We start from the raw sequence: 16483 nt of genomic DNA, 5'->3' as shown, positions 1-16483 counted from the left end.
TCAGGCGCCCCCCGTCTGCACGCGGTAGGCGGCCAGCAGCATGCGCGCACTGATGCGGATATGCGCCTGCGCCACGGGCTTCAAGGCCACGTCGAAGCGCACCTTGTCGTCGGCCATCACAAAATTGATCATGCTGCCCATCGCGTAGACCTCATCCGAATCGGATACCGTCAGCAACGCCAGGCCACGGCTGGCGGCCAGCATTTCCTGCAGCGCCGTTTTCTCCAGCGCCCCCAGGTACAGCACGTGCAGCCCGGCCAGCGCTTCGCCGCGGCGCACTTTTTTCACCTGCACGGCGCGGCCGTGGACGCTATGCCCGGCCACGCTCTGTTCGAGCTGCTCGGCCAGCGCATCGGCGCCGGCCACGCCGATCACCAGCGGAGAGTCGGGCCGGGCAAAGCTGCCGTCGGGCCATTCGACATAGCCGGCAAACTTGTACAGATACCCGGCCTTGACCTGGCGTTCCAGCTCCCCCGGCACCTGCGCCCGCGCATCGATACACAGCACGCCCAGGAGCAGCAATAGCCACTCCCAGTGGAGAGAGCGGCGGGCAGCGCCGCGCGCGGGGCGGCGCAGGGGGCCAGGATGACGCCACCAGGTCCAGTTCAGAATTGCCATGACAACCGAGTAAAGATATTGCAATACGAAGGCGCGGCACCATGCCGCTTGCCGGTTCGGGCGATGCGCACCAGGGTGGCGCAGCGACAGAGCGCCTGCCGGCCCGAAGTGGTAGCAAATGTATAAAAGAGTGTACGCATTTTCGCTGTGACCGGGGAAAGTTTCTTTTACCGTTGGCCATGCTACAGTCTTGCCACCATTTTCACCGCATGCAGGAGTCAACCATGAGCAACGAACTCGTCCCCCTCTCCACCGCGCTCGGCCTGGCCTTGCAGGCGAAGGGCTTGCTGCTGGCCACGGCCGAATCGTGCACGGGCGGCGGCGTGGCGCAGGCCGTCACGGATATTTCAGGCTCGAGCGCCTGGTTCGAACGGGGGTTCGTCACCTATTCCAACGGGGCCAAGACCGGCATGCTGGGCGTGCCCGCCGAGCTGATCACCGCCCACGGCGCCGTCAGTGAGGAAGTGGCCGCCGCCATGGCGCAGGGCGCCCTGGCCCACAGCGAAGCCCAGGTGACCGTCTCGACCACGGGCATCGCCGGCCCCACGGGCGGCGTGCCGGGCAAGCCCGTCGGCACCGTCTGCTTCGGCTGGGCCTTGCACGGGCACGTACAGACGCAGCGGCTGGTGTTTGCGGGCGACCGCCAGGCCGTGCGCGAGCAGGCCGTGGCGCACGCCCTGCGCGAACTGCTGCGCTTTATCCAGTAGCGTCGGCGATGCAGGCGCGGTCGCGCCCCGCCTGCTTGGCCGCGTACAGGGCGCTGTCGGCGCGCATCAGCAATTCGTGGCGGCCTGCGCCATGGCGCGGATATTCGGCGATGCCGGCCGAAAAGGTGCAGCCGGACAGGCTGTGCGGCGCCTGCCGGATCAGCAACTGGCGGTAGCGCGCGGCGATATCGTCGATCTTGTGCGCGGCGATGAGGCTGTCTGCTTCGCGCAACAGCAGGCAGAATTCCTCGCCGCCATAACGGCACACCATGTCGCTGCCGCGCAGCTGGCCCTCCACCAGGCGCGCGAACTGGATCAGCACTTCATCGCCAAAATTATGCCCATAGGTGTCGTTGACGCGCTTGAAAAAATCCAGGTCGATGATGGCGAGGGCCATGGGCGCATCCGCGTCGGCTTCGTGCAGGATGGCATTGAGGCAGGTTTCAAAATGGCGGCGGTTGTACAGGCCTGTCAGGTGGTCGCGCATGGCCTGTTCCTTCAGGCTGTCCTGCAGGGAATTGACATGCAGGATCTGGTGCGCCAGTTCGCGGTTCAGGTGCTCGAGCTTGACGTTTTCCGATTCGCGCGCCGCCTGCAGTTCCAGCGCCTTGTCGCGCTCGGCTTTCAGGCTGTGCATTTCCTTTTCCAGGTTGCGCATCAGGCTGCGCGAGGCGCGCGCCGACTTGCTGCTGGCCTCGTAGGCGGCCTGGTATTGCTGCAGGAAACCATACGCGGCCTGCCATTCTCCCAGCTGGGCATTGATATCGGACAAGCCGCGCAAGATCTGCTGCTGGTGAAACGGATTGCGCGTCCAGCTCAACAGGCTGTGCGCCTGCGTCAGGGACGCCAGCGCCTGCGCCGTCTGGCCCGCGTGCAGGTCCAGCTTGCCGCGCACCAGCCACGCATGCATCTGCTCTTCCAGGTCCTGGCCGCGGCGCGCATATTCTTCAGCCCGCAACAGCAGTTGCAAGGCGCTCTCGGGCTGGCGCAGCAGGATGGCGGCGTGGGCGGCGATGCAGAACAGGAAGGCGCGCACGGCCAGGTCTTCTTCCGGCCACTCGTAAAACGGCTCCACCAGCGCCAGCGCCTCGGCAGGCTTGCCCGTGGCTAATAGACACATGGCCAGGTTGGCCGAAACGATGGTTTGCTGGTACTTCAGTTTTTGCGTGCCGATGATCTCGAGCGCCTCGACCAGCAGGGGGATCGCGTCTTCGTCGTTGCCCAGGTCATGCTGCGACGACGCCAGGTTCGACAGGCTGTTGACCCGGTGCGCGGGGCTGCCGAAGCGCTCGGCGATGTCGAGCGCCAGCAGGAAATTGCGCGGGCCGTCCTGCGTATCGCCACGGTTCAGGGCATCGACGCCCAGGCGCGCGTACAGCATGAACTTGTGCAGCGAGTCGGGGATCTGCGCGGCCTGGCTGCGCGCCTTTAGGAAATGCTGCTCGGCATCGGCAAAATCACCGCGCCGGCTCGCATACGCGCCCTGCAGGGCGGCCACTTCCATGCCTCCTTCCAGGTCGCCGCTGTGCTGGAAATACGCGCCCAGGCGCTGGCACGATGGTGCGGCCTCGCCCGCGTAATACGCCAGCCAGCAATGATTGAGTTCCGCATACGCGCCGCCGCGCGCATACTGTTGTCGTTGCGCTGCCGCCAGCGCCATCTGCGCCAGCCGGCGCGCCTGGCGGCGGTTGCCGACCAGGCAAGACAGGGCTTGCTGATTCAGACGGTCAATGTCGGCTTTGTCGAGACTGGAGATGGGCACTGCATCCTCGTTCACACTCTGGGGTGGAATTTTTCACACAAAACTTGCTCTGTATCAATGGTATCCTGATTAACATCATAACCAGATTCGCTGTTCCACATGGCATATTTGCAAAGGATTGTGGTAAAAATGCCAGTCGTGGCCTGGCCGGGCGCCTGCGCCGCCGTCACGGATCTTTGATTGTCACTGACGCAACAACTTGGAGTAGTCGCAATGCAAAACACGGTACATTTCATCCTGCAGGGCAAGGGCGGCATCGGCAAGACCCTCGTCTCGACCCTGCTGGCCCAGTGGATAGGCGGCAAGGACGACACGCCTTTGCGCTGCTATGACACCGATCAGGAAAACGCCACCTTTTCGCGCTACAAGGCGATGAACGTCAAGCACGTGCCCGTGATGACGGATGCGCGCAACATCGACCCGAAACGCTTCGACGCGCTGATGATCGACATCCTCGACACGGACGGCAACTGCGTGGTCGACAATGGCGCGAACACGTTTTCGCCGCTGATGGGCTACCTGCTGGAAAACGACTGTTTTTCGCTGCTGGAAGAATCGGGCCGCAAAGTCTACATCCACACCATCGTCGGTGGCGGCGATACCTTGCACGACACGGCCACGGGCTTTGTGGCGACGGCCCAATCGACGACCGTGCCGCTGGTGCTGTGGCAAAACGAACACTTCGGCCTGCTGCAATCGGCGTCCGGCAAGCAGTTCGTCGACTCGCAGTCGTATGCCGACAACCGCGCGCGCGTCAAAGGCAGCATTACCTTGAGCCAGCGCAATCCCGACACCTTCGGCGCCGACGTCAAGAAAATGAACACGGCGCGCCTGACGATGCAGGAAGTGCTGCAGAACGACAAGTTCAACATCATGGAAAAGCAGCGCATCAAGGTCGTCTACCGCGACATCTTCGAACAGCTCGACAAGGTGCAGTGGTAGATGGACCCGCACAAACTGCGCAGCCACGTATTTGACAAGACCGGCATCAAGATCGACGTCGATGACCCGATATTCGCCCTCGTGGCGCTGAACGAAGCGGTGCTGGCGGAAACCGTCGAGCGTCAGCTGGCCCTGCTGGACGCCGCCACGCAGGCGCTGGCGGCGCAGGCGCGCGCGGCGGGCGGCTTGCCGGCGCTGCCGGCGGCAGCCATGGCCCAGCCTGTACCGGAAGCGCCCTTGTCCGTCCCTTGGTTTTCTCCACGCGAATGGCGCCTGCTGGGCGCGGCCGCCATCGTCTCCATCGCCAGCGCGCTGCTGGTGCTGGGCGGCGCGGCCCTGCTGTATACACTGTAGCACCGACCGTAGCACCGTCGCGCTGCGCCAGCCACGAGCGAGCCGCAGCGTCTTCTCCACCTACCCTGGAAGCATGCATGAAACCGATCAAACTGCTGGCCCTCCCCGCTCTGCTGCTGTCGCTGTACGCCGCCCCGCTCACTCTCGCCCACGCCGCCGATGCGGCCGTCAGGACGGGCGCGACGTCCGTGCCGAACATCGCCTACGAAAAATACACCTTGCCGAATGGCCTCGACGTCATTCTCGTGGAAGACCATAAGCTGCCCGTCACGGCCGTCAATATCTGGTACCACGTGGGTCCCGCGAATGAAGCGCCGGGATTGACGGGCTTTGCGCATTTGTTCGAGCACATGATGTTTGCCGCCACCAAGCACGTGCCGCGCGGCATGGCCGACCAGTTGCTCGAAGGCGCGGGCGCCACCGATTCGAACGGCAGCACGGATTTCGACCGCACCAATTACTTCGACACGGTGCCGTCGAACCAGCTGGAACTGGCCCTGTGGACGCATTCCGACCGCATGGGCTACCTGCTGGACGTGCTCGACCAGACGGCGCTGACGAACCAGCAGGACGTGGTGCGCAACGAGCGCCGCCAGAGCGTGGAGAATGCACCGTACGGCATCGTGCAGGAAGCCCTGTACCACCAGCTGTTTCCCAAGACCCACCCGTATTACGCCAGCGTCATCGGTTCGCACGCGGACATCCAGAACGCGAAACTGGCCGACATCAAGGAATTTTTTACCAAATATTATGGCCCCAACAACGCCAGCCTGGTGATCGCCGGCGATATCGACAAGGCGAAGACCAGGGAACTGGTCAACAAATACTTCGGCAGCTTCAAGAGCGGCCCGGCCGTGCCGAAACCCGATGTCGTGACGCCGCCCATCACGCAGGAACGCCGCATCGTGGTTCAGGACCGGGTCGAATTGCCGCGCGTCTTCATGGCCTGGCTGACGCCGTCCGCCTACACCAGGGATGACGCGGAACTGTCGATGGCCGCGCACATCCTGGCCGGCGGCAAGTCCAGCCGTTTATACAAATCCCTCGTGTACGACAAGCAGATCGCCCAGGACGTGGGCGCCAGCCAGGGCTCGAACGCCCTCACCTCCATCTTCACCATCGACGCGACGGCGCGCCCGGGCCACCAGCCCGAGGAAATCGAGCAAGCCCTGCAGGCGGAACTGGAGCAATTACGCGCCAAGGGCCCCACCGAGAAGGAACTGGAGCGGGCGCGCAACAGCATCGAAACCAATATGCTGAGCCAGGTGGAAAAAATGGGCGGGCGCGGCGTGGCCAACTTGCTCAACGAATACAACCAGTACGTGGGCGACCCCGGCTACCTGGCCAAGGATATCGAGCGCTACCGCCAGGTGACGGCGGCCGGCGTGCAGCGCGCCGTGGATACCTATCTGAAGAACCAGTCGCGCGTCGTCGTCTACGGCGTACCGGGCACGCCGGACCTGGGCGCGGAAGTGCCGACGCCGGCGCCAGGCAAGGTCAAGCCTGCGCCAGGCACGGCCATCAATGCGGACGAGCCATGGCGCAATGCCGTGCCGAAGGCCGGTCCCGCGCCAAAAATCGTGCTTCCGCAAGGAAAGTCGTTCACCCTGGCGAACGGCCTGACCGTGATCCACCACTACAACGGGGCTGTGCCGCTCGTGGCCAGCCAGCTGGTCATCAAGAGCGGCTCGGGCGCCAATCCGCTGGCGCAGCCGGGCTTGTCGAGCTTTACGGCGCAATTGCTGCAGGAAGGCACCAATACGCGCAGCGCGCCGCAAATCGCCGACGACGTGGCGCAGCTGGGCGCGCTGCTGAGCACCGGCTCCAACACGGATGCCTCGTTCGCCCAGCTGACGTCGCTCAAAGCCACGTTCCCGCAAGCGCTCGACGTGCTGGCCGACGTGGTGCTGCACCCGCAATTCCCGCAAGAAGAGGTGGAGCGCCAGCGTGCCAGCCGCATCGGCCAGCTGGCGCAGCAGCGCGAAAACGCGGGCGCCGTGGCCGCGCGGGTAGAAGCGGCGGCCCTGTATGGCCCGCAGCATCCGTATGGCTACATCCAGCTGGGCACGGAAGCGGCCCTGAAAGCGGCCAGCCGCGCCGACCTGCAAGGTTTCTGGCAGCAACATTACCTGCCGAACAATGCGGCCCTGATCGTCTCGGGCGATATCGGCGAAGCGCAATTGAAGGCGCTGGCCGAAGCCAAGTTCGGCAGCTGGAAGGCGGGCGCGGTGGCGCCGGCCGTGGCCGCCGTACCGCAGACGACGAAGGCCAAACTGATTTTGGTCGACAAGCCGGGCGCGCCGCAAACGGCCGTGCGCCTGTCCGTCATCGCCGTGCCGCGCGCCACGCCCGATTACGCGCCGCTGCAAGTGATGAATGCAGCGCTGGGCGGCTTGTTTACCAGCCGCCTGAACACCAACTTGCGCGAAGAAAAGGGCTATACGTATGGCGTGCGCTCGCAATTCCAGTACCGCAATCAGCCTGGACCGTTCTCGATTGCCGCCAGCGTGCGCACCGATGTGACGGGCCCGGCCGTGTCGGAAACCGTCAGGGAAATCCGCGCCATGATCGCCAAGCCCTTGGCTGGCCAAGAACTGGCAAATGCGCGCAATTCGCAAGTGCTGTCCTTGCCGGGCCAGTTCGACACGAATGCCAGCATCAGCGCCAGCATGGCGAACGCGTATATCTACGGCCTGGGCCTCGACTACTACGCGACCCTGCCGCAGCGCTTTGCCAGCGTGACGGACAAGCAGGTGCAGCAGGTGGCAAAGAAATACCTGCAGCCGGAAAAGCTGATCGTCATCGGCGTGGGCGACAAGGCGAAGATCGCCCCGCAGCTATCCAAACTGACACTGGCGCCGGTGGAATTGCGCGACGCGGAGGGTAACGTCAAGTAATCAGGGTTAGCGGCGCTTGAACAGCGCCGCTTTATCGACCAGCGCCGCGATCGCCACGCCTGCCGTGTAGGCGATCAAATCACCCCAGCCGAAGGTGGAGCCCAGCACCAAGTGCCCCAGCGGATGCGCGCGCAGCGCGACGAGCCACGGCGCCTGGACCAGCTGGCCGAACTCCACGCCAAAGCAGATCAGCAAGGACCACAAGGCCAGTTGCCACGTGCGCATGCGCGTGGCAACGATGCCCAGCGCAAAGACGATCATCATGGCCCACAGGGCGTCGCCCGGATATTTTCCCCATGCAGCGGGAAGGAATTGGGGATAGGCGCGCGAGGCCAGGCCCAGCGCGATGACAGCCACGGTTGCGCCCACCTGCAGCAGGCGGCGGCGTTCAGGTTTTACCAGGAACATATTTCCATTCAAAGGCACAATACGGGCCGAACCATTGCGGCCCGTCCGATATTGTACTGCGCGGCCGTGTCCGCCTGTAGCCTATCGCGCCTGGACACGCTCAGCCCAGGTCGACGTGCTGCGCCAGGAAATCGAGAAAAACGCGCACGCGCAGCGGCACATGCCCGCCTTGCCCCACGAAGACGGCATGCACTTCCTCGCTGTCGCCCGGGTTGAACGCTTCCAGCACGGCCTGCAAGCGGCCGGCCGAAATATCGCCGCGCACCTGGAAGGCGGCCAGGCGCGCCAGTCCCAGTCCCGCCAGCGCCAGTTGCCGCAAGGCTTCGCCATCGCTGGCCTGCGCATTGCCCGTCACCGGCACGACGATGTCGCCTTCAGGCAGGCGCAACGGCCAGCCCGAACGGGCGCGCGCGTAATTGGCGTCGAGCAAGTTGTGCGCTGCCAGCTCGGCGGGCGCCAGCGGCGTGCCGCGCCGCGCCAGGTAGCCTGGCGCGGCCACGATCGCCATGCGCGTCTGGCCCAGCTTGCGCGCCAGCAAGCCAGAACTTTTCAGGGGACCGGCCCGCACGGCCACGTCCGTGCGCTGCTCGAGGATATCGACCACTGCATCCGTGAGCACGATGTCGAGCGTCACCTCGGGATAGCACTCCAGAAACAGTGGCGCCAGCGGCAACAAAAAATGCTGGCCGAACGGCACATTCGCATTCACCCGTATTTTGCCGCGCGGCACATCCTGCGCGCCCGCGCAACGCTCGGCCTCGTCCAGCGCCGCCAGCACCTGTGTTCCCCGTTCGTACAGGCCGCAGCCTTCGGCCGTCAGCTGCAACTGGCGCGTGGAACGGTTCAGCAATCGCGCGCCCAGTCGCTCTTCCAGGCGCGAAACGAGCTTGCTGACGGCCGAGGGCGTCATGCCGCAGGCGCGCGCGGCGGCGGAAAAACCGCCCAACTCGACGACGCGCACAAACACTTCCAGCTCGCCGGAACGATTCACTTCCAGTCTGGCCATTGTGAATTCAACTCATAAATGTTCTTCGATGAGATAGTCTAGTGCATAAATGGCTTTGCTTTCATCATGCGGACATTCCCCTTGATGAAGCGAGCCGCCATGCAACGATTTTCCATCCTCCCCGCCGCCCTGCTGAGCCTGGCATTCGGCACCAGTCCTGCCCAGGCCGCCGATACAGGGACCGCCTGGCTGGCCAGCTGGACGGCCAGCCCGCAAGCCGTGTGGAGCAGCGACTTCCTCTTCCCATCCAACGTACCCGCCGTGCTGCAAGCGCAGACCGTGCGCCAGGTGGCGCGCCTCAGCGTCGGCGGCCCGCGCGTGCGCATCGTGCTGTCGAATGCGTACGGCAAGGTGCCGCTGCGCATCGGCGCGGCCACCGTGGCGCTGGCCGCTTCCGGTTCCGCCATCCAACCCGGCAGCCTGCGCACGCTCACGTTCTCCGGCCAGACAGCGGCCAGCGTGGCGCCGGGCGCGCCCCTGGTCAGCGACCCTGTCGAGCTGTCCGTGCCGGATCTGGCGCGGCTGACGGTGAGTCTTCACCTGCCGCAAGCCAGTCCCGTCTCCACGTTTCACTGGGATGGCCGCGAGACGGCGTGGATCGCACCGCATGACCAGACGCGGGCCGCGCGCATCGATGGTGCACAAGCTGGCGTGCAGACCACCACGGCGCGTCTTTTACTGAGTGCCATCGAGGTGGAAGCGGCGCCAGCCGCGCAAGCCGTGGCCATCCTCGGCGATTCCATCACCGATGGCGCCAGCGCCAGCCTGGGGATGGATGCGCGCTGGCCCGATTTCCTGGCCGAACGCCTGGCGCCGCAGGGCGTGGCCGTGATCAATGCGGGCATTTCCGGTGGCCGGCTGTTGTCCGACGGCATGGGAGACAATGCCCTGGCGCGCTTCGAGCGCGACGTGCTGGCGCAGCCGGGCGTGCGCACGGCAGTCGTCTTGTTGGGGATCAATGACATCAGTTGGCCCGGCACGGCGTTTGCGCCGCGGGCACCACGACCCACCCTGGAGGAATTGACCAGCGGCTACGCCCAGCTGGTCGCCCAGGCCCGCAGCCGCGGCGTGCGCGTGGTCGGCGCCACCCTGACGCCGTTCGCAGGCGCCCTGCCCGGCACGCCCCTGAGCGATTATTATCAGCTTGATAAAGATGCGCTGCGCCAGCAACTCAATGCGTGGATACGCGCCAGCGGCACGTTCGACGCCGTGCTCGACTTCGATGCCTGGGCGCGCGACCCGGCCCATCCGCTGCGCCTGCTGCCCGCCTACGACTCGGGCGACCACCTGCACCCGGGCGACGCGGGCAACCGGGCGCTGGCGGAAAGGATAGCCCTGCCGCTGCTATTGAATCAGTCGCCCAGGCCTGCGTACAAGGCCGTGCTCAAGTAGCGCTCGCCAAACGACGGGATGATGGTGACGATGGTCTTGCCCGCGTTTTCCGGGCGGCGCGCCACTTGCAGGGCGGCCCACAGGGCGGCGCCCGACGAGATGCCGACCAACAAGCCTTCATCGCTGGCGGCCAGGCGCGCCGTGGCGAACGCGTCGTCGTTCTTGACGCAGATGATTTCGTCGTAGATGGCCGTATTCAAAATCTGCGGCACGAAACCGGCTCCGATGCCCTGGATCGGATGCGGCCCTTTCGTGCCTTTCGACAGCATCGGCGACGCTTCCGGTTCCACGGCGATCACTTGCACGCCGGGCTTGCGTTCCTTCAGCACTTCGCCGATGCCCGTGATCGTGCCGCCCGTGCCCACGCCGGCCACGACGATGTCCACTTGCCCATCCGTGTCGCGCCAGATTTCCTCGGCCGTCGTGGCGCGGTGGATGGCGGGGTTGGCGGGATTGTTGAATTGCTGCAGCATCAGGTAGCGCGGGTCGGCCGCCACCATTTCCTCGGCCTTGCGGATGGCGCCCAGCATGCCTTCGCTGCCCGGCGTGAGCACCAGCTCGGCGCCATAGGCGCGCAGCAGGATGCGCCGCTCGCGGCTCATGGTATCGGGCATGACGAGGGTGCAGCGGTAGCCGCGCGCGGCGCAGACCATGGCCAGCGCGATGCCCGTGTTGCCGCTGGTGGGCTCGACGATGACGGTATCGGGATGGATCTTGCCCGCAGCTTCGGCCGCGACGATCATGGACAGGCCGATGCGGTCCTTGACGCTGTGCGCGGGATTGTAGAATTCGAGTTTGGCCAGGATGGTGGCCACACTGCCGGCGGCGATGCGGTTGATGCGCACCAGGGGGGTGTTGCCGATCAGTTCAGTGACGTCGTTGGCGATGTTCATGGAAGGAATCTCCGCTATTTCAAGAAACCCCAGTCTACCGCTTTTAGCGGCAGCGCGAGCATGCGCCGCCGCCAAAGTGACCAATTACTTCACGTCCAGCAATTCCACGTCGAAGATCAGTGCCGAGTTCGGCGGAATGTCGCCATTGCCGGCGCCACGCGGACCATACGCCAGTTCGCCCGGAATGATCAGGGTGCGCTTGCCGCCCACTTTCATGCCAGCCACGCCCTGGTCCCAGCCCTTGATGACCATGCCCTTGCCGAGCGGGAAGTCAAACGGGCCACGGCCCACGGAGCTGTCGAACTTCTTGCCGCGCGAATCTTTCGCCAGCGGACGGTACAGCCAGCCCGTGTAGTGCACGGTGACGGTATTGCCGACGGACGCTTCCTTGCCCGTGCCGACCTTGTTGTCGATCAGGATCAATTTATCGGCGACAGGGCCGGGGCTCAGCGATACGGCGGAGGCGGGAACAGGCGCTGGCGCCTGTGCCTGCGCCAGCGACGCGGCGACGGAGCAGATCAGGGCAAACAAAACGGAGCTACGCGTCATGATGGTTTCTTTCATTGAGTTTCGGTGAGATGCCTGCAGTCCAGATAGCGCAGGGACAACAATAATAGCAAACCGCTGCCCGAAGTTGAAAACCCTGTCACAAGACTTACACTTTTCACGCCCGCTGCCGGCATGGACTTAGACCAGGTCCGGCAAGGCTGAAGCCCCGGGCTGGCGCAAGCTTTTCAGCACATGCGCGGCCGCCACCATGCCGAAGCTGGCCGTCACCACCACGCTGGAACCGAAGCCGGCGCAATTCAAGCCCGTCACGCCGGCCGCCGTGCCGTCAATGGCGCACGCTTCCGCGCTCTCGGGCGTGCTTAACGGTTCCATGGAAAACACGGCGTCGACATTGAATTTGTTTTTCACGCCACGGGGAAAACCATATTCGGTGCGCAACAGTTTTCGCACGCGCTTGAGCAGTGGCTCCTGTTCCGTTTTCGACAGGTCGCGCACGGCGATCAGGGTCGGGTCCGTCTGTCCGCCCGCGCTGCCGATGGTCAGCATGGGGACATTGCGCGCGCGGCAATACGCGATCACGGCCGCCTTGGCCTTGGCATTGTCGATGGCGTCGACCAGATAGTCGAAATCGCGCCCGCCCAGCAATTGATCGAGGTTATCGGGGGTAATGAAATCCTCGATCTGCGTCACCTGGCAGAACGGGTTGATCAGTTCGATACGTTCGGCCAGGGCCGTGATCTTGGCCTTGCCGATGGTGTCGCTCATGGCCTGGATCTGGCGATTGATGTTCGATTCGGCAACATTGTCGAGGTCGATCAGGGTCAGGCGGCCGATGGCGCTGCGCGCCAGCGCTTCGACGATCCAGGAACCGACGCCGCCCACGCCGATCACACACACGTGGGCAGCGCGGAAGCGCGCCAAAGCGGGCGCGCCGTACAGGCGGGCAATGCCGCCGAAACGGCGCTCAAAATCGATCTCGGTCAAGTCCATGGAAATTAGTTCATTGGTGGAGGTATGCATGGCGCCATTTTAACGGACACTGCGCTGGCGGATATTCTAAAATAGCCGAATTGACACAGCGACAAGCCGCACTGTCGCCACGCCCCCACACCGCCCACCACGAGAACTCGCCATGACCTCTCCCCTGTTCGACTCCGTTCCCGGCTTTGACCAGCCCATCGCCGTGCTCAAGCATTGCCACGACAAGATCCGCAAGCAACTGACGACCTTGCAAAACCTGCTGGGCCACCTGGCGCAGCACGGCAACACGGCAGACGCGCAGCAGGCGGCCAAGGCCGTGTTGCAGTACTTCAATAAAGCCGCCCATCTGCACCATGACGATGAAGAACAGGACTTGATGCCCATGCTGCAGGCGACGGCCACGGGCGACGATGCCGCCCTGCTGGCCACCCTGGTGCCGGAAATCCTGGCCGACCACCAGCGCATGGACCAGGCCTGGCTGACCCTGCGCCCGGAACTGGACGCCATCGCGGCCGGCACGGGCACGCAGCTGTCCGCCGATGGCGTGCGCGACTATGTCGCCGCCTACCAGGCCCACATGACCAAGGAAGAGGGACAACTGGCGCCCATGGCCAAGCGCCTGTTCAGCGCGCAACAGATGGAACAGCTGGGCACGGCCATGCAACGCCGCCGCGGCATCGCGCCCGATGCGCCAGAAGCCCCAGCAGCGCCGGACGCGGCCGCCGTGCTGGCGGCCATGCGCACCGATTACGTCCAGTCCAGCCTGAGCGAGACGGACGTGCTGGCAGATCCCATCGCCATGTTCCAGAAATGGTTTGCCGAAGCCCTCAACGCGCAGGTGATGGAGCCGAACGCCATGGACTTGGCCACCGTCACCCCCGATGGCAAGCCCAGCTCGCGCATCGTGCTGATCAAGCAGTTCGATGAACGGGGCTTTACCTGGTACACGAATTACCACAGCGACAAGGGCCAGCAGCTCGAACACAATCCCAACGCCGCCCTGCTGTTCTTCTGGCGCGAGCTGGAGCGGCAAGTGCGCATCGAGGGCACGGTGGTAAAAACCACGGCGGCCGAGAGCGACGAGTATTTCAATGTGCGCCCCCTGCAAAGCCGCCTGTCGGCGATTGCCTCGCAACAAAGCGCGCCCATCGACAGCCGGGCCACGCTGGAAAGCCATTACGCGGCCGTGGTGGCCGCCGTCGGCGACGCACAGCCGCCGCGCCCGGCCCACTGGGGCGGCTACCGCCTGCAGCCGGAACGCATCGAATTCTGGCAGGGGCGCCGTTCGCGCTTCCACGACCGCATCGTGTTTACGCGCGGTGCTGACGGGCAATGGAGCATGCAGCGCTTGCAACCCTGAGCAGGATAAGCACGTCAGCGCAAAGCGGGCTGGTCAATATGGGTGTAGGCTATGAGGGTAGAAGTTACTAAATGACATTGTTTCTCAATTTGCGGCTGCCACGGCGACCGCTGCATTGGAGGCTATTTTGTTTGTACAAAACCAACTCAAGTCCTGGATCGCCAGCATCCGCAGCAAGACCGCCTTGCCGCTCCGCATAGAATTGTGGAACGGCCAGCATGTCGACCTGTCCAGTGAAGCACCCAGGGTCACGATCCGCCTGCCGACCGTCGCCTCGGCCCGTTATCTGCTGAACCCGTCGCTGGCCAATCTGGGCTCGGCCTACGTGGAAGGCAATATCGAGGTCAAGGGCACGGCGATGGACATGATTGCCATCTGCAATGCCCTGGCGCGCAATACCTTGAAGCCGGAAGGCAAGCTGGCCCGCATCGTGCGCAGCTTTACGCACGACAAGAGCAAGGATGCCGAAGCCATCCGCTACCACTACGACGTGTCGAACGCGTTCTATGAACAGTTTCTCGACCCCGCCCTCGTGTATTCCTGCGCCTACTTCGAACATGGCGATGAAACCCTGGCGCAGGCGCAAGTCAAGAAGATCGACCATATCCTGAAGAAAATCCAGTTGCAACCGGGCCAGACCCTGCTCGACATCGGCTGTGGCTGGGGCGCGCTCGTCATTCGCGCCGCGCAGCAATATGGCGCCCGCTGCGTGGGCGTGACCCTGTCGGAAAACCAGTACGCGCTGGCGCGCGAGCGCGTGGCGGCGGCGGGCCTGGCCCACCTGATCGATATCCGCCTGCAAGATTACCGCGACGTGACGGGCCAGTTCGACCGCATCACCAGCGTGGGCATGTTCGAGCACGTGGGTCTGAAGCATTTGCCCGACTACTTTTCCATCATCAATAAACTCCTGGCGCCCGATGGCATGGCGATGAACCACGGCATCACCTCGACCGACCCGGAGAATGGCGAAACGCCGTATGGCGGCGGGGAATTCATCGAAAAATATGTGTTTCCGCACGGTGAGCTGGCACACATCGGCAATGTGCTCAAGACCATGCAGCAAGGGGGGCTGGAAGTGCTGGACGTGGAAAACCTGCGCCGCCACTATGCGCGCACCTGCGCCCTGTGGACAGAAAATTTCGAAGCCCATGCCGAGCAGATCCGCCCGCTGGCGGGCGAACGGCGCTTCCGCATCTGGCATGTCTACCTGGCTGGCTGCGCCTATGCCTTCGAGCAAGATTTGATCAGCCTGTACCAGATCGTCTGCGTGAAGGCGGGCCGGCGCTCGTCCACCCTGCCCTCGTCGCGCAACTACATGTATGCGCACGAGGCCAAGCCGGCGCCCGTGCTCGCGACCTGACGGGCGCGCGGCGCCGGGGACTGCCTCACTTCAGGCGCCCCGCATACATGGCGCGAAATTTCTCCACCTTGGGCACGACGACCAGGGCGCAATAGCCCTGCAGGGGATGCTGCTCAACATAATTCTGGTGGTAATCCTCGGCCGCATAAAAGGTGGCTGCCGGCGCCAGCTGCGTGACGATGGGCGCATCCCACACGCCGGCCATTTCGGCCAGTACCTTGCGCGCGACCTGCTCCTGCGCGGGCGACTGGTAATAGATGACGGAGCGAAATTGCGTGCCGACATCATTGCCCTGCCGGTTCAGGGTCGTGGGATCGTGCAGGGTAAAAAAGATTTCCAGCAAGTCGTGGTAAGCGATGACGGCAGGATCGAATTCCAGGCGCACCACTTCCGCGTGGCCCGTGTCGCCCGCGCATACCTGTTCATACGTGGGATGGGGCACGCTGCCGCCCGTGTAGCCGGACTCGACGCGCGTCACGCCACGCACTTGCGCGTACACGGCGGCCAGGCACCAAAAACAGCCACCGCCGAATACCGCCACTTCCGTCTGTTGATGCATGATGCCCTCCCACAACGCCTCTGCGACGTATCATTTCACCACTGTAACGTAAAGTGCCACGGCCTGCAGCGCCGCTTGAAACGGCGCGTGAGGCACCGCACATCAGGGCATGCCGGCCACGATTGCGCTGGCGCGGCCGATTTTTGGCATAATGTCAGCAAATAGACAGGTCACCCATGAACACACGCTCTCCCCGCGCGCCAGCGCAAGAATTCGATACGACACATTTCCGCCAGGCATTGTCGCAGTTTGCCACCGGCGTGACGGTGATTACGACGCGCCTGGCCGACGGCAGTTTCCGTGGCTTGACGGCCAGTTCCTTCAATTCCGTCTCGCTGTCGCCGCCGCTGGTGCTGTGGAGCCTCGGTTCCGTGGCCAACAGCATGCCCATTTTCAGCGGCAACTCGCATTACGTCATCAATGTGCTGGGCGCCGACCAGGCGGAACTGGCCACGCGCTTTTCACGCCGCACACCGAACCCCTTCGACGACGTCGAATACGAACTGTCGCGCACGGGCCAGCCCATCCTGAAAGGCGCATCGGCCTGGTTCGAATGCCACAACCGCAGCCGCTATCCGGAAGGCGACCACGTCATTTTCGTGGGCGAAGTGGAACAATGCGCGTTTGCCGCGCAGCCGCCCTTGATCTTCCACAATGGAAAGTTCAATACACCGCCAGCCTGAGCGGGAGCGGGAACGGGACCAAAAAAAAATCCGCCGAGGCGGATTTTT

General features: G+C 64.1%; 16 protein-coding genes. 8 read left to right on the top strand and 8 right to left on the bottom strand.

Features of this window, described 5'->3' with window-relative positions; all coding sequences use genetic code 11:
• Window positions 1–618, bottom strand: a complete 618-nt coding sequence (locus tag AC54AF_RS04200) for a TOL_0243 family YfiR-like periplasmic protein (RefSeq protein ID WP_496635511.1) — start codon at window positions 616–618, stop codon at window positions 1–3.
• A gap of 224 nt (window positions 619–842) precedes the next feature.
• Here AC54AF_RS04200 and AC54AF_RS04195 point away from each other — a divergent pair, with 224 nt between their 5' ends.
• Window positions 843–1325, top strand: a complete 483-nt coding sequence (locus AC54AF_RS04195; RefSeq protein ID WP_496635510.1) for a CinA family protein — start codon at window positions 843–845, stop codon at window positions 1323–1325.
• On the opposite strand, the gene AC54AF_RS04190 is transcribed toward AC54AF_RS04195, so the two are convergent.
• Entirely contained in the window at window positions 1315–3087 is a 1773-nt protein-coding gene (locus AC54AF_RS04190; RefSeq protein ID WP_496635509.1) for a GGDEF domain-containing protein, read from the bottom strand. The genes AC54AF_RS04195 and AC54AF_RS04190 overlap by 11 nt on opposite strands.
• A 213-nt stretch (window positions 3088–3300) precedes the next feature.
• Between AC54AF_RS04190 and AC54AF_RS04185 the strand changes: the two genes are divergently transcribed.
• The 3 genes from AC54AF_RS04185 to AC54AF_RS04175 all read left to right on the top strand — a co-directional run bounded on the left by AC54AF_RS04185 (window position 3301) and on the right by AC54AF_RS04175 (window position 7280).
• Window positions 3301–4029: a hypothetical protein gene (locus tag AC54AF_RS04185; RefSeq protein ID WP_131685666.1), complete on the top strand. Its 729-nt coding sequence runs from the start codon at window positions 3301–3303 to the stop codon at window positions 4027–4029.
• The gene (gene traM, locus AC54AF_RS04180) at window positions 4030–4383 is read left to right on the top strand and encodes a conjugal transfer transcriptional regulator TraM (RefSeq protein ID WP_496635508.1); all 354 of its coding nucleotides are present in this window, start codon (window positions 4030–4032) and stop codon (window positions 4381–4383) included. It begins immediately after the preceding gene.
• Between the two features lie 77 nt (window positions 4384–4460).
• Window positions 4461–7280 carry a M16 family metallopeptidase gene (locus AC54AF_RS04175; protein ID WP_496635507.1) on the top strand — a complete coding sequence of 940 codons (2820 nt, stop codon included), beginning with the start codon at window positions 4461–4463 and terminating at the stop codon, window positions 7278–7280.
• Window positions 7281–7286: 6 nt separating this feature from the next.
• Here the strand turns inward: AC54AF_RS04175 and AC54AF_RS04170 are convergent, their stop codons facing one another.
• Window positions 7287–7688: a ribosomal maturation YjgA family protein gene (locus AC54AF_RS04170; RefSeq protein ID WP_496635506.1), complete on the bottom strand. Its 402-nt coding sequence runs from the start codon at window positions 7686–7688 to the stop codon at window positions 7287–7289.
• Between the two features lie 100 nt (window positions 7689–7788).
• Complete coding sequence (locus AC54AF_RS04165; protein ID WP_496635505.1) at window positions 7789–8694, bottom strand: LysR family transcriptional regulator; 906 nt, start codon at window positions 8692–8694, stop codon at window positions 7789–7791.
• Window positions 8695–8793: 99 nt separating this feature from the next.
• Between AC54AF_RS04165 and AC54AF_RS04160 the strand changes: the two genes are divergently transcribed.
• Window positions 8794–10086 (top strand): SGNH/GDSL hydrolase family protein, encoded by a 1293-nt coding sequence (locus AC54AF_RS04160; protein ID WP_496635504.1) that lies wholly within the window; start codon window positions 8794–8796, stop codon window positions 10084–10086.
• Here AC54AF_RS04160 and cysK read toward each other — a convergent pair.
• The 3 genes from cysK to tcdA form a co-directional block, all read right to left on the bottom strand.
• The gene (gene cysK / locus AC54AF_RS04155) at window positions 10047–10979 is read right to left on the bottom strand and encodes a cysteine synthase A (RefSeq protein WP_131386894.1); all 933 of its coding nucleotides are present in this window, start codon (window positions 10977–10979) and stop codon (window positions 10047–10049) included. The two genes, AC54AF_RS04160 and cysK, sit on opposite strands and share 40 nt — an antisense overlap.
• A gap of 84 nt (window positions 10980–11063) precedes the next feature.
• Complete coding sequence (locus AC54AF_RS04150; RefSeq protein WP_131685670.1) at window positions 11064–11528, bottom strand: FKBP-type peptidyl-prolyl cis-trans isomerase; 465 nt, start codon at window positions 11526–11528, stop codon at window positions 11064–11066.
• A gap of 138 nt (window positions 11529–11666) precedes the next feature.
• Entirely contained in the window at window positions 11667–12509 is an 843-nt protein-coding gene (tcdA, locus tag AC54AF_RS04145; protein ID WP_496635503.1) for a tRNA cyclic N6-threonylcarbamoyladenosine(37) synthase TcdA, read from the bottom strand.
• Window positions 12510–12621: 112 nt separating this feature from the next.
• Here tcdA and pdxH point away from each other — a divergent pair, with 112 nt between their 5' ends.
• Together pdxH and AC54AF_RS04135 are read left to right on the top strand one after the other, a co-directional pair.
• Window positions 12622–13830 carry a pyridoxamine 5'-phosphate oxidase gene (gene pdxH, locus AC54AF_RS04140; RefSeq protein WP_131685671.1) on the top strand — a complete coding sequence of 403 codons (1209 nt, stop codon included), beginning with the start codon at window positions 12622–12624 and terminating at the stop codon, window positions 13828–13830.
• A gap of 127 nt (window positions 13831–13957) precedes the next feature.
• A complete protein-coding gene (locus AC54AF_RS04135; RefSeq protein WP_131685672.1) occupies window positions 13958–15193 on the top strand; it encodes a class I SAM-dependent methyltransferase in 1236 nt (411 codons plus the stop codon).
• 25 nt (window positions 15194–15218) lie between these two features.
• On the opposite strand, the gene msrA is transcribed toward AC54AF_RS04135, so the two are convergent.
• Window positions 15219–15752 carry a peptide-methionine (S)-S-oxide reductase MsrA gene (msrA, locus tag AC54AF_RS04130; RefSeq protein WP_496635502.1) on the bottom strand — a complete coding sequence of 178 codons (534 nt, stop codon included), beginning with the start codon at window positions 15750–15752 and terminating at the stop codon, window positions 15219–15221.
• A gap of 176 nt (window positions 15753–15928) precedes the next feature.
• Here msrA and AC54AF_RS04125 point away from each other — a divergent pair, with 176 nt between their 5' ends.
• Complete coding sequence (locus tag AC54AF_RS04125; protein WP_077408668.1) at window positions 15929–16435, top strand: flavin reductase family protein; 507 nt, start codon at window positions 15929–15931, stop codon at window positions 16433–16435.
• Window positions 16436–16483 lie beyond the last annotated feature (48 nt).

The organism is Janthinobacterium sp. JF4 (assembly GCF_059617925.1).
The sequence above is the reverse complement of the archived record's forward strand: the minus strand, read 5'-3'. Positions and strand labels throughout refer to the sequence as shown.